Raw genomic sequence first — 13,678 nt, 5'->3', positions numbered from 1 at the left:
TAGCTCTTTGGATTTTAAGCTTGTTTGAAATAGTAGCTTTAAATGCAACGCTAGCTTCTAGTATAATTAAAACATAGGTGTAAATCTAAAACTACTAATTGAGAACTGAAACATGGGGAATTAATGAAATTAAGATGCGGCAAGAGTCTCTAGCCAATGACGTTGTCCTTGTTTGGTGAAAAAGTGCCTCTGACCAATTTGATGGTCAAAGGCGTTTTTTCAATACCTATCTTTTTTGACTGACTTGGTAGTTGGTAGGCTTAAAATCGGCTTGGCTGATAATTTCCGGTGTTAGTATCTTAATTTTACGATGGCTGGAATCACCATAGACTCTGTAGATCACATATGATTGGCCATTATGCTTACATGTTTCGAAAAACTTCAGTTCATTAGCAGACATGAAAAAAGGGGTTGTTTCTGATGGATTATAGGTCGTTTTAACTTCAATATAGAGATCCTTAATTTGGGAAGGATCTTTAGGATCAATGCACTGAGACAGAATATCGTAGCCAAGACCATCACCATCTTCTTTTGAAACGTGTTTAAGTTTGTCTCGAACCTTTGACAGTAGTGGGTCTTTTGCAAGCCGATTCTGTTCATAACTCATTGCGTATTCTTCACCTTGTTTGCCAGATGAAGCTGCATGTTGTGAGAGGGTGTTATAATCGGGTTTAACACCATACTTTTGTAAAACGTCATAGGGCTGCTGGTCTTCACTTACCCGAGAATCAGTTGATTCAATGGTTGAGTAATCGACCGACCGATGGGAAGTGTTGGCGAGTATGACATCGACAGTTTTCATATAATCTTTTGGTTCAAGCAGTAGCTGTTGTACCTGCTGATAGCATTCAGACATATTGAGCAGATCATTTGTTAACGCGGAATTGCTGTCGTCACTTAACTGAGAAATATCGTAATATTTGCTGAGGATAGTGCCGTCTTCATACCCAGTAACCAATCGTGAAGACTTATTGTCCGTTCGATTCAGAGAAATGCACTGGCCAGAGAACTGCATGAGACTTGCCGAAGACTGGAGTCGACTGTAAAAAAAGCTTGAAACGAATTGGATTTTATCCTGGGGATCGTTATTTTTATATTTTTCCTCGAAAAAGGTCCAACCTTGGCCTAGTGTTAAATAGACACCTTTGTAATCATTCGTAAACAGAAGGACAATATAGATGCCATGCTGGGCTGTTGTATTTAGAATACTATCGTCTTGGATTGCAATCCAAGGGATCTCGGCCCAATTACCAACGCCAGCTGAAAATTTGGCATGATAACTTGTTGGCAATTTATTTAAAGAGAGTGCTTCGACCAAACTACTTTTGCAGTCCCTAATTAAGGTATTCTTGGCAAATGATCGGGATACCTTTTTTTGTACCGCGTATTCATTTGATATTCTTTTGAACAGATTAACAAGCTTCAAATTCATTCCTCCAAGGCGACAGTTTAGTGATCACTTAAACTATACCATTGAAGATAAAGATGAGTAAATATCATATTTAGTCCAACTGCTATTTTGACTAATAGTAGATTTAAAATGTATCTTCAACAATATTAGCCAGTATTTGTACGCGGCCCCACTGAAAATCGGAATGGTGATCCGGCCTTAAATTGAAATCCGGCGACGGCCTTTACGACTGAAATAGGAGACTGGCACCGCTCCAGCTAAGTATCGTGCTGCTCAACTTCTCTAACTCCTAAAACAAAATCACACCAACTAACGCAAAAACGGCCATCGCTTCCCAGCAATGGCCGTTTTCCTATGCTTTCTTTTTCAACCGTTGGTATTCGGTTTCACCCAGCAAATGATGTAAGGCTTGATCTTTTTCTTGATGATTCGATCGACCCAGCCAGTAGAACAGCAGGCCCAGACCGATCCAGACCGCTAGCATGATATATTCTGTCGGCCACGCTAGCGCTACCGGTGACTTAGGATATAGTGTGCTAATCGCGATGATTACGGCTAGTAAACCACCCAGCGTGCTTGGCCACAGGTGGCGCAACCGAAAGCCAGCATCCAGTGTTGGGTAGTCGCGCCGTGTCCGGCGTAGCGCCATTGCCGTAATTGCCCAAGCCATCGCCACAAAGAAGCCGCCCAGGTCCAGAAAGTACGTCATTGCGCCCTTACCTAGCCAACCAAAGCCGATTGCAAATGCCAACACGAGAATCGTTGCGTTGATCGGTGTATTGCGTTTGACACTGATCTCCGCAAACTTTGGCGGTAGTAGACCTGCACGGGCCAGTGATAAAATCAACCGGGGTGCCGCCGTAAACAGGCCGATAAAGCTGGTAAATAATCCGAGAAAGGCAATCAGGTAGGCCGCCATTCCCAAAAGTGGGAAGCCAGCCTTCGTGAATGCTGTGATCGACCCCATTGGGAACGTCGCCGTTTTGTGCCACGGGTACACCCATGCGCTGGCTAGTAGCACAACGATGTAGTAGCTCGCCGCGAGCAAAATTGCGCCGACGACTGCTTTCCCGATCTTCTTTGGTGGCATCGCCGCTTCTTCCGCCAAAATCGTCACAACTTCCCAACCGGTCAGAAACGTCATGGCGGGCAACACGAAGCGGACCACGTTAGCAAATGGTTGGCTACCTGCGCTGAATGCCGGCCAAAAATTTGATGGCCGCCCTTGCGTAAATCCAGTGACGACCAATGCGCCACCCAGGATGAGTAATCCAATGAAGAGCACCGCCTGCACACCAGCGGTTAATTTTGTGCCACGAATATTGAGTGAGAAAATGAAGAGTGTAAACGCAATCCCAATTGCCAGTTCAATCAGTGAGACGTGAGCACCCGCAATCGTATAGCCTGGCCCGGCCGACAACTGGGGAAAAATTGTTGCCAATAACATGCTAGAGGCGGTAACGTAAAAGGACAAGGCGCTCAGGTAGGCACCGAGAATTGCCCACCCCGTAGCGAAGGCCCACCGTTGACCGAACGCCAAATAACTATAAACGACCGGCCCACCACTACGCGGAAAAATCGAGGAGAGTTCCGCAAAAGAGAGGGAGGCCAGAATCGTAATAAAGGTGGCCAGAACAAAGCCAAAAATTTCGCCACCCGCGCCATATTTATCGAAGAAAATACCATTGGTGTAGATCCAGCTGCTGCCAATCACGCTGGATGCGCCTAAGATCAACAGGCGGGGAAACGAGATGTGTCGGGACAAATTTTGCATAATTATCGCTCGCTTTCGTCAATGATGTTCATCCGTCAAAATTCTATGTACTTGTGAAATAGCTTCCCTCATTCTACACGATGTAAGCGGTATCAACAACGAATATGGTTTGCTAAATTCACAATCCAATTAAAACGAAGATGCCGACCCAGCGACAACCGAAAAATCCAACTCAAATTAATTTCAAAACGCACAAATTTTCCAACTCTTTTTACGGAGTTAGTCAGTAGAGAGGGGTGCTTACAATGGAGATTCGAGCAGCACGACGGCAACGACTAGAACAGTTAGGAATGGCGGAGCGGCATCAATTTTATGGCCGCTTTGAACGGTATGGCTATAAGGCTGGGTATCGCGGAGAGGAACCAACGCTTCTCCTGCGCGAAGTTCGACTCGTAATCGGTGGAAAACTCATGGCCAATCATCTCTGGTTCAATCTGACAAAGGGATTTGGTGATCTAGGTCAGCTTCAGCGGGGGGACATCGTACAATTCAATGGTCGCGTCGACCGTTATGTGAAGGGTTATCAAGGTGTTAAGGACCGCATTTCGCGTGATACGGTGATCGACTATCATCTCAGTCGTCCCACTCAGGTTAAGATGCGCACCCCTATCGATAGGTTTCCACGGCTGGCTTTGCCAACAGAGCAATGGCAGGTCATCACGTTAATTCAACGGTTAAATCCTGTCCTTGATGGGCGCAGGCGAGATGAATCAGCATCTACAGGTTAATCATAAGCGTTCAATACGGTTTGGGAGTGGCCACTGCATGAGTTGGTTCTGCAGACGACCTATCTTTTCACAGTCAATGATTCAGCAAACTTAGCGCTTTTTTTTTTGCGTGCAACCAATCACGTGTCTACAACGGTTGCACGCTTTTTAGCTACCACGTTTCTTAGCCAAATCAATTGCCTCCCGCTGCGTTTTCCACTACAGTAGAGCCACTAGTGAAAATGAAATGGAGGAATGGCAATGACCTCACCCTTAAGATTTGACGACACAACCTATCAGTCGGCCACGACGACCGTCGATGGCGTGGCGGTGACCTATCGGTATTTTACGGGCCTGACTTACGTAGCGCAACCAGTCGATGATATTCAGAAGCTCAACGTTTTTGTCCCGGAAGCGTACTTTAATGGGCAACACGTCAATGGCTATAATCGTGTGAGTGCACCGATTTTTATGCCGAACACAGTCGGTGGCTACATGCCGGGACCACGGGATTATCCCAGAAATTCCCAGCCATTTAGCCGTGGCGAGACAATTCTTAAGGCCCTTAAGCAAGGCTATGTTGTGGTTTCGGCTGGTGTTCGTGGTCGGACCCAGACGAATTTTCAGGGCGAATATATTGGGAAGGCCCCAGCGTTTATTGTGGATATGAAGGCCGCAGTCCGTTACGTGAAATTCAATGCCGGTCGGCTTCCAGGCGATCCCGATAAGATTATCACTAACGGAACCAGTGCCGGCGGGGCGACCTCAGCATTAATGGGAGCCAGCGGTAACGCCGACTTCTTTGATACCCCACTTTTGGCGCTCGGCGCGGCTCCCGCAACCGATGATGTTTTTGCCGTTTCCGCATACTGCCCGATTCATAATTTAGAGCATGCCGATGCCGCCTATGAATGGGAGTTTAGCGGTATTTACCAGTGGCATCGTCAGAAGATTCGAGTAGTCAACAATCGACGCATTTGTACACCGGTCCATGGTAAATTGACCCCGGCTGAACGGCGACTGTCGCCAATTTTGAAAGCTGATTTTAGCGGCTATCTCAATGAGTTACACCTTACTGACGACATTGGCCGGCCGTTGACATTGACACCGGAAGGCAACGGTAGTTTTAAGGATGTCATTATCGCCCAACTCCGTCAATCAGCCCAAGAAGCCCTGACAGCCGGTGTTGATGTGACCAAGTACGCCGGCGTAACGGTTGTCGCTGGACAGGTGACTGATTTAAATTGGGACCGTTATCTTCGGTCAATCACCCGGATGAAGGGCGTGCCAGCCTTTGATACTCTTGATCTGAGTAGTCCGGAGGCAGACTTGTTCGGCAGTCGCTTGGTGGCTGCTAAACATTTCACGCCGTTTGCGCAGGACCATACAGCGGTTACCAGTCAATTGGCCGATGCTGATTTAGTTGCGGCCATTGATCCGTTAACCTATCTGCTAAAACCACAGAGTCACATCGCCCAGCATTGGCGGATTCGCCATGGAGCCGCTGACCGTGACACCTCGTTTGCTATTCCGATGATTCTTGCGACTAAATTAAAGAACAATGGGAAAGACGTTGACTTCACCTTTCCATGGGCCACACCTCATAGTGGCGATTATGATTTACCAGAACTCTTTTCCTGGATCGATAACCTCTGTCAACCGCGCTAATTAGAGCTTAAAAAAGTGATCACCTCACTTCAGGGATCACTTTTTTTGACTAAGGTAATGAAGGTTGAGATCGTTATCGGGTAGGCCGTAAATTTTAATGGCTATAAGATTGTCAACGATTGATGGTTGAATACAATCGGGAACTATCGGACAGGTAGAATCTCAACTGGGCCAAATGCAGTCGTTTAGTTGGCGTCGTGACATAACTTAAAGGTTGCGTTTCAGTTTACTTTCACCCGCTGCTTTTTTACAGTTGAGTAAAGCAACGAAAAGGGGGGATTGCTATGCATAGACTCTATGTGTTTGTGCCACTGTTAAATATCGTGGGTGAAATTTACTTTTTACTGATTTTAACGTTTGTACCAGATGCATTAACGAGCCTGGGCGCCGAGCTCCATTGGCAAGTGGGATCCCTTCGGTTGGTTGCGATATTAGGCGTTATTGTGTTTCTGACATTCTTTGCGCGCAGTCGGTGGTTAAAAATGGTGGGTTTGATTGTAAATGCTGGTATTATTGCCTTTATGTCCGCTTTCCTCTGGTACAGCAAGATTGCGCCAACCATTAATGAGTATGTTTGGTTATGGTCTTTGTTAATGATTTTTAATCTTGGCTTGATTGGTTGGGACTGGGTTCAATTATCTCGTCATAAGTGAAAGCGTGTGTCTAAGGGGAGTTAGGCGATGCGATTGTTCTTTGGGACACGATTTGACAGTAAAAAGTTAGGAATCAAAAAAGAGGCGCCAACAGCGCCTCTTTTTTAGTACAGTTCTGATTTCAACTTAATTGCATCCGCCGCCGTAATCTCACGGACCACACGAGAAGGATTACCGACTGCCAGGCTGTTGTCTGGAACGTCACGCGTAACAACACTGCCAGCACCGATGACACAACCGCTGCCAATCGTGACGCCGCCGATGACCGTGACGTTGCTACCAAACCAACAGTTGTCACCAATCTTGATCGGCTTGTCGTATTCGATATCAAATAACGTTCCGTCGGCATGCGGCTGCAAGTTACGTTCTTGATAACGTAACGGGTGCATTGGCGTAACCAACGTGACATTGGGGCCGAACCAGCAGCTATCACCAATTGTGACCAAGCCACAGTCAAGGACCGTAAAGTTAGCGTTAGCGTAGAAGTGCTTACCCAGATGGGTGTAACAGCCATAGTCAAAAAAGATAGGTCCCTGTAAATAGGTGCCCTCGCCGTGGTCCGGCACTAGTTGGGTCAAGAGGTCCTCACGCTTCTCATCTTCATCATCAAACGTTTGATTGTACAGCTGAGATAGTCGGTGGGCAAGATGTAAACGTGTATTTAACTTCGCATCGCTCGGATCATACAGTTTGCCGGCCAACATTTTTTCTTCTTCGGTCATTGCTATTAGTAAAGCTCCTTCTTTAGTTCAACGGAATCTTCTTCAGTGATAGTTCGAATCACGCGACAGGGATTCCCAACTGCTAGTGAGTTAGCTGGAATATTACGTGTGACCACACTCCCAGCGCCAATCACGCTGTCATGGCCAATCGTGACGCCACCGGTGACGGTTACGTTACTGGCCAACCAACAATTAGCTTCGACGGTCAATGGTTTGCCGTATTCCTGGTCGTATTGGGAGCCATCTGGTCTGGTCTTTAAGTTGCGTTCCCGCGAAAGCAGCGGGTGCATGGGAGTCACGAAGCTGGCGTTGGGACCAATCATACAATTATCGCCGATGACGACGTCGCAGGTATCCAGAATGGTCAGGTTAGCGTTGAGGTAAACGTCCTTGCCAAAGTGGGTATGGGTTCCGTAGTCAACAAAGGCTGGCCCCTGAACGAAGAGCCCCTGAGGTTTGTCCGGAAACAACGCATCTTGAATTTCTTGTCGACGAGGGCTCTTTTCGGGCGTTTGTCCCAGTTCTTGGCAGAGAGCGTGGGCGGTCACGCGACGGGCATCCAGCTCGGGAATAGTGGCATCGTATAGTTTGCCAGCTAGCATCTTTTTTTCTTCTTCAATCATTTGCTTTTGAACACTCCCTATTAAATTTAAATAATAATACCGTTACAATGGTCAACTTCATGTTGGATGATCTGAGCGACGAAGCCGGTGAACGTCTGGTGCTGTTTTTGAAAGTTTTGGTTTAAAAAATCCACGTCGATACTTTGATAGCGGGTCGTGGGCCGTTCGCCGGAAAGCGACAAACAGCCTTCCTGAGTGGCATAGGTACCGGACTTCTTGGTGATGATCGGATTGACCATCGCGACGGGAATCACGCCCATATCGACGACGATGATTCGCAAGTTGATGCCAATCATGTTGGCGGCCATGCCGACACAATTTTCACTATTGGCCTTAAGTGTGTCGAGTAAATCAGTGATGGTTGCGGCGTCGGCCTTAGTTGCCGGACGGGACTTTTGTGCTAAACGAGCTTGGTCGTGAACGACGGATTTAATCATGGGCAGCCTCCAAAAGTTGTTTGAGTTTCGTGGTGGTGTTGTAGTTACGGGCGCTGGTCTGCTTATAAAATGGGGTACCAGCAATTTTGGCATAAAATGAGCGGCTGAAATTGTCTTTTAGCGTTGACGTCCAGAAAATCACGGTGGGCGTCACCAACACCTGATCGTAATCGGGGGTAACTTGACTATTGAGCCAGTCGTCGTTTTCCGCCACATAGGTGTTCAGCTTGAATAGCGCATTGTGTCGTAACAGGGGATCGGTTCCCCACCAAGCCGGTGCTTGCGCGAAGTCGGCCAGAAAGTCCGGCTGGCTCAGCAGACGAAAGTCGATGGGGAAGTCGAAGTTGGTCGTCAGGACAGACGTCACCATGGCCTCACAGGTTGCCGCGGACTGATTGCTAGTCAAAAAGAGATTGCCACTGTTGATGTATGACCGGACGTTAGTAAAGCCGGCGATAGTCAGTAAGTTGCGTAGCGCAACCATGGGGACGCGGTGATTACCCCCGACGTTGATGCCCCGCAAGAGTAAGAGATAATTCACAGCACACACCTCCAATTTAAATTCTAGTATAGCATGTTAAGCGCTGTCATTTTAGTTGTAATTTCTACAGACTAAAGATTGCGAGCGTCACAACCCTTATTATGATTGTTATGACAACGCTACTAAGGCTAAAGTTAGGTAACGTCGTTCGGTCATCACCTTATCAGTCGACGGATACGGGCTGAATCGGGGCGAACACAACTTGAAGCCTTGAAAACGCCGAGTCTCCAAGCTTGATGTTCTACTAAGCCAATATCTGCTGATCTCTTGGCTTACGTAGTTAGTCAAAATAGGACTAATAGCAGAAATGATGTTACAAAACCGCCTCGTATATCGTTAGTAAGAGAGCACGACTAATTAGACAGATAGCGTATAAACTGAGCTGCCGCTGGCGACAACGTCCCACGGGGATAGACCAGCTGCAGGTGGCTGACCATCGGTGTCGCAAAGGGCCGCAAGACAACATCATTGGTCATGAAGGGCGCGGCGGACTTGGCAAATAGAAAAGTGATCTGTGAGGTGTGAGCAATCATGGCGAGCAGCGTTTCAATGTGGGGCGTAGTGAAACGAATATTAGGCGTAAAACCGGCCTGCTGATAACGGGCGGTCATTTTTTCGTAGACGCCGGACCCAGGACTTAGCGAAACCACATCAATGTTTTGGAGGTCGCGCATCTCAATAGTGGCGAGCTGTGCCAGGGGATGAGTTGCTGGCAACACGACCTGTAGTTCATCGCTGGCCAGGGTTACGGCGTCAAATTGAGTTTGATTGAGCTGCTGGCTCTGGACGTCGCGAAGAATGCCGACGGCGAGTTCCTGGTTCTGTAGTTTGGCCAGTAGGGTGGCACCTTCCAATTCCTCCAGCCGCAGGTTGATTTGGGGGAAGTCTTGCATGAAATGCCGCATTTTTTTGGCCAGTCCATATTGTGCCATGACCGGTACGCTACCAATGTGGAGAGTACCCCGCCGCAGTTCTTGATAGTCGGCCAACTCGGTTTGTAACAAGTGAACCTGCGCGGTAATCGTCTGGGCGTAACGGAAGAAGACTTCGCCACTCTCCGTGATGGTCAGCTGACGCTTATTACGGGTTGAAATCAAGGCCACGCCAAGCTCATCTTGCAAGCTGCGTAGGCGCTTAGACAGCGCCGATTGCGAAATGTTCAACGCGACGGCGGCATCGGAAACGTTGCGAGTCCGATAAAGCGTGATAAAGTTGTCAAAATCGTCGATCGTCATAAGCGGCTCCTTTCTAATAAATGCTGTTATTCCTGTTAAGCATAACGTTAGTCGAAACTTGAATTGTTTGCAACTGATTTAACGACTATCCTAATCAGTGTAAACCAATTCAGGAGGTAATTTCATGGCAAACGAACCGTACGACTTACGAAAAGTATTAGCCGAATTAAAAACGTATCCTGGCCAGTATCACGCTACCGATGTCGCAGTCGATCCCAACGCGGAGCTCTCCGGTGTTTATCGTTATATCGGTGCGGGTGGGACCGTTGAGCGACCAACTAAAGAAGGCCCAGCCATGATGTTCAACAACGTCAAGGGATTTCCGGGGACCAAAGTATTGACCGGACTGATGGCTAGTCGTAAACGCGTTGGGTTGATGTTTCACCACGATGCGAAAACACTAGGTCAATTTTTAAATGACGCCGTGGAACAGCCGATTCCACCAGTTATGGTTGATGACGCACCAGCCCATGAGGTCGTGCACAAAGCCACCGACCCGGGTTTCGATATTCGCAAATTAGTGGCCGCACCGACCAACACACCAGAGGATGCCGGCCCCTATATTACGGTGGGCGTCGTCTTGGGATCCAACAAGGCTAAGACGATGAGTGACGTCACGATTCACCGGATGGTTCTGGAAGATAAGGACAAGTTGGGAATTTATATTATGCCCGGTGGTCGGCACATTGGGGCATTTGCCAAGGAATATGAGGCGGCAAATGAACCCATGCCGATCACAATCAACATCGGGCTAGATCCGGCCATTACCATTGGCTGTACCTTTGAGCCACCAACCACACCGCTTGGTTACAACGAACTTGGGGTGGCAGGTGCCATTCGTCAGGAAGCTGTGGGGTTGACACCGGCACTGACCGTCGATGAAAATGCCATCGCCCGGTCCGAATTTACTCTGGAAGGCTACATCATGCCTAACGAGCGAATTCAAGAGGATATCAATACGCATACTGGAAAGGCGATGCCTGAATTTCCGGGATACGATGGTGATGCAAATCCCGCCCTTCAAGTGATTAAGGTAACGGCGGTGACCCACCGGGAGAAGCCAATTATGCAAAGCGTCATTGGTCCTTCCGAAGAACACGTTAGCATGGCTGGTATTCCCACTGAGGCTAGCATCTTGGAGCTCACGAACCGGGCGATTCCTGGTAAGGTACTGAACGTTTATAATCCGCCAGCAGGTGGTGGCAAGCTGATGACCATCATGCAAATTCACAAGGAAGACGAAGCTGATGAGGGGATTCAACGGCAGGCAGCCTTGCTCGCGTTTTCGGCATTTAAGGAGTTAAAGACGGTCATCTTAGTGGATGAAGATGTCGATATTTTCGATATGAACGATGTCATTTGGACGATGAATACCCGCTTTCAGGCCGATCAGGATATCATGGCCTTGCCGGGGATGCGGAATCATCCGCTCGACCCGTCGGAACGACCAGAGTATGACCCCAAGTCGATTCGAACACGGGGGATGTCGTCGAAGTTAGTGATCGATGGCACTGTTCCGTTTGATATGAAGGACCAGTTTGTTCGGGCTAAATTTATGGATGTGCCGGATTGGCAGAAGTATTTGAAGTAAGAAGGAGGGGTGGACGATGAAAAAAATTGTAATTGGCGTGACTGGCGCGTCAGGGACGATTTACGCGATTGACCTATTGAAAAAGTTGCAGGCGAATTCGGAAGTGGAAACACACTTGGTGATGAGTGCGTGGGCCAAGAAAAACTTAGCTCTGGAGACCGATTATACATTGGATCAGATCAAGGGCCTAGCCGATGTGGTGTATAGCGATCGTGACCAGGGTGCCGTGATTGCCAGTGGTTCATTTCTAAATGATGGCATGGTCATCGTGCCCGCCAGCATGAAGACGGTTGCCAGCATTGCCTACGGGTTTGGTGAAAATTTAGTGGCTAGGGCGGCCGATGTGACGATTAAGGAACAGCGTAAGTTGGTCATCGTGCCCCGCGAGACACCATTGAGTGTGATTCATTTGGAAAACCTGACCAAGTTGGCTAAATTAGGCGCGCAAATCATTCCACCAATTCCCGCTTTTTACAATCATCCACAAACCATTCAGGACTTAGTCGACCACCAGAGCATGAAGGTACTAGACGCCTTTGGAATTCCACTGGCAACAGCGAAACGTTGGGAGGGAGATTAACCATGCCAACGTTTCGTGTGACACAGGAGAATTATACGATTACTGCGGACCTGACGGTGATTGGCAAGGATCTACTGATTGTGGTAACTGGTGGGAGTAATCCGCATATTGGCGATGTGACCACTTTGACGAGAGCAACGGCGTTACGGACCATCAAATATCCCAGCCACAACGGTCGGTTTCACAAGGACAACTTTGTTGGCGAACGGATTGCTCGCGTGGTTCAACCAGTGTTGCCCGGCAGTTGCACGATTACAGCGGGCATCCACGTCAACCAGATCACCAAAGCACAAATTGCGGCGTCGGCACCAATGGGTGAGGCACTGGGGCGACAGATTGTGACCTGGTTGCGGGAACACCCTGTGACCGCACCGGCACCGGAATACTACGGGAGTAATGAACAGCCGCAGTAAAAACATACCAGAACTAAAGGCTGGACTAGATCAAGACGTCTAATTTTGGCCTCAATATCGTTGTTAGAACAGTCATAAGAGATATTTTGAAACTTTCAACCAGTAGATATAGTCAAAAAAATCGGTACACCACGGATATTTGTGGGGCACCGATTTTTTGGTATAACTATCTAATAGTTGAAGGTTAAATTATTTACGTTACTCTTGTGACCGTAGAGATTGTTCCCGTTAACCTAGTTGAGACGGTTGCACTCTGACTGCTAGAGATTCCGCTGGTTGTGGGGCACACTGCCAGCCAAAAATCGGGCTGCCGGCTCACCTGAAAGCCGGCAAGTTCAGCCGTCTCTCAGGTCATCTCACTGGCTGATATTGCCTAATGCTAGTCTCAGTATCGTTGTTACAACAGTCATAAATAGTGTTTTAGAACGTTCAATCTTTAGGTGGCAGTGCAGGCTAACCGCTAATATAATTTTCCTTCAGACTCTTGTCGTATTTTACAACGGAGTGCCGGAAAACCTGTGGCGTGCAGTCGTTGAATTGCTTAAAATTACGGTTGAAGCTTTGGGCGCTAGCGTAACCACAGTTATAGGCAATCTGGGTGATCGACAGGTCCGTATTTTTCAGGAGTTGACGACTGTAAGAGATTCGGTAACTATTAAGGTACTCAGGAAATGAGAGGTGCATGGTTTTCTTGAACGTCTTCGATAGATAGGAATAGTCAAAGCCAATTTTGCCAGCCAAGTCTTTTAAGGTACAAGTTTCCTGGAAGTTATTGGTGACGTAGTCTAAAATTTGATAAACGGTTTCGAATTGTGAAGAGCGCTTACGTTCGGTGAATTCCGTTTGTTGAACAATAGTGTCACACAGGTTATAAAGTAGGCCTTTGATGCCGTAACTTGTCGAGGTTTTGGAAAAGTTCAACGGTTGTTTCAGGTAGATTACGGGATTGACGGGCACCATTTCTTGATAGTGTTCGCTGAAGGAACCAATAAATTCTGGTGAAAAAATAACCACGGTAACCTTAGTTGCTGGGGCCATATCAAAGCCGTGAATCTGGTTCGGGAAAATAATGATGAATTGTTTGGGGTCGACGTGATAATTGGCATTGTCGATTTGGACGTGTAGTCGCCCGCGCTGGACGATCAATAGCTCGTAAGCACGGTGCAGATGAAGCGGAAAGTTGAGGTCCTCTAAATCGAAATATTTGAAGACCGGGGTGCTTTCCATACCGAAGTATTGGAAAAATGCCATTTTGTTCACTTCCTTACAAAAGCAATTATTGTTCATTAATAGCCAAAAATCAATATATTATTATCGGACCAT

Annotated in this window: 14 protein-coding genes; 6 read left to right on the top strand and 8 right to left on the bottom strand. The window is 47.6% G+C overall.

Annotated elements, in window-relative coordinates; all coding sequences use genetic code 11:
* Window positions 1-226 precede the first annotated feature (226 nt).
* Window positions 227-1,426 (bottom strand): MrcB family domain-containing protein, encoded by a 1,200-nt coding sequence (locus tag EKM89_RS01230; protein ID WP_164510466.1) that lies wholly within the window; start codon window positions 1,424-1,426, stop codon window positions 227-229.
* A 337-nt stretch (window positions 1,427-1,763) separates the two neighbouring features.
* The gene (locus EKM89_RS01225) at window positions 1,764-3,185 is read right to left on the bottom strand and encodes an APC family permease (protein WP_125685339.1); all 1,422 of its coding nucleotides are present in this window, start codon (window positions 3,183-3,185) and stop codon (window positions 1,764-1,766) included.
* A gap of 245 nt (window positions 3,186-3,430) precedes the next feature.
* Between EKM89_RS01225 and EKM89_RS01220 the strand changes: the two genes are divergently transcribed.
* The 3 genes from EKM89_RS01220 to EKM89_RS01210 all read left to right on the top strand — a co-directional run bounded on the left by EKM89_RS01220 (window position 3,431) and on the right by EKM89_RS01210 (window position 6,213).
* Complete coding sequence (locus tag EKM89_RS01220; RefSeq protein ID WP_125685338.1) at window positions 3,431-3,913, top strand: hypothetical protein; 483 nt, start codon at window positions 3,431-3,433, stop codon at window positions 3,911-3,913.
* Between the two features lie 240 nt (window positions 3,914-4,153).
* Complete coding sequence (locus EKM89_RS01215) at window positions 4,154-5,560, top strand: subtype B tannase (protein WP_125685337.1); 1,407 nt, start codon at window positions 4,154-4,156, stop codon at window positions 5,558-5,560.
* Window positions 5,561-5,844: 284 nt separating this feature from the next.
* Window positions 5,845-6,213 (top strand): hypothetical protein, encoded by a 369-nt coding sequence (locus EKM89_RS01210; protein ID WP_125685336.1) that lies wholly within the window; start codon window positions 5,845-5,847, stop codon window positions 6,211-6,213.
* 104 nt (window positions 6,214-6,317) lie between these two features.
* On the opposite strand, the gene EKM89_RS01205 is transcribed toward EKM89_RS01210, so the two are convergent.
* The 5 genes from EKM89_RS01205 to EKM89_RS01185 form a co-directional block, all read right to left on the bottom strand.
* A complete protein-coding gene (locus tag EKM89_RS01205; RefSeq protein WP_125685335.1) occupies window positions 6,318-6,935 on the bottom strand; it encodes a sugar O-acetyltransferase in 618 nt (205 codons plus the stop codon).
* Between the two features lie 5 nt (window positions 6,936-6,940).
* Complete coding sequence (locus EKM89_RS01200; protein WP_125685334.1) at window positions 6,941-7,558, bottom strand: sugar O-acetyltransferase; 618 nt, start codon at window positions 7,556-7,558, stop codon at window positions 6,941-6,943.
* A 26-nt stretch (window positions 7,559-7,584) separates the two neighbouring features.
* Window positions 7,585-7,995: a peptide deformylase gene (locus EKM89_RS01195; RefSeq protein ID WP_125685333.1), complete on the bottom strand. Its 411-nt coding sequence runs from the start codon at window positions 7,993-7,995 to the stop codon at window positions 7,585-7,587.
* A complete protein-coding gene (locus tag EKM89_RS01190; protein WP_164510465.1) occupies window positions 7,988-8,536 on the bottom strand; it encodes a DUF1697 domain-containing protein in 549 nt (182 codons plus the stop codon). The genes EKM89_RS01195 and EKM89_RS01190 overlap by 8 nt, the downstream gene beginning before the upstream one ends.
* Before the next feature lie 353 nt (window positions 8,537-8,889).
* Entirely contained in the window at window positions 8,890-9,771 is an 882-nt protein-coding gene (locus tag EKM89_RS01185) for a LysR family transcriptional regulator (protein WP_125685331.1), read from the bottom strand.
* A gap of 124 nt (window positions 9,772-9,895) precedes the next feature.
* Between EKM89_RS01185 and EKM89_RS01180 the strand changes: the two genes are divergently transcribed.
* From EKM89_RS01180 to lpdD, 3 genes are read left to right on the top strand one after another with little or no spacing between them, the layout of a single operon-like run.
* A complete protein-coding gene (locus EKM89_RS01180; protein WP_125685330.1) occupies window positions 9,896-11,362 on the top strand; it encodes a UbiD family decarboxylase in 1,467 nt (488 codons plus the stop codon).
* Window positions 11,363-11,378: 16 nt separating this feature from the next.
* Entirely contained in the window at window positions 11,379-11,942 is a 564-nt protein-coding gene (locus EKM89_RS01175; protein WP_125685329.1) for a UbiX family flavin prenyltransferase, read from the top strand.
* Between the two features lie 2 nt (window positions 11,943-11,944).
* Window positions 11,945-12,355, top strand: a complete 411-nt coding sequence (gene lpdD, locus EKM89_RS01170; protein WP_125685328.1) for a prenylated flavin chaperone LpdD — start codon at window positions 11,945-11,947, stop codon at window positions 12,353-12,355.
* Between the two features lie 453 nt (window positions 12,356-12,808).
* Here lpdD and EKM89_RS01165 read toward each other — a convergent pair whose 3' ends face one another.
* Window positions 12,809-13,606 (bottom strand): AraC family transcriptional regulator, encoded by a 798-nt coding sequence (locus EKM89_RS01165; RefSeq protein ID WP_125685327.1) that lies wholly within the window; start codon window positions 13,604-13,606, stop codon window positions 12,809-12,811.
* Between the last annotated feature and the right edge of the window lie 72 nt (window positions 13,607-13,678).

The sequence above is a fragment of the Levilactobacillus fujinensis genome (genome assembly GCF_003946335.1).
In the GTDB taxonomy this organism is placed as follows: domain Bacteria; phylum Bacillota; class Bacilli; order Lactobacillales; family Lactobacillaceae; genus Levilactobacillus; species Levilactobacillus fujinensis.
This window is presented reverse-complemented; position numbering and strand designations above follow the sequence as displayed.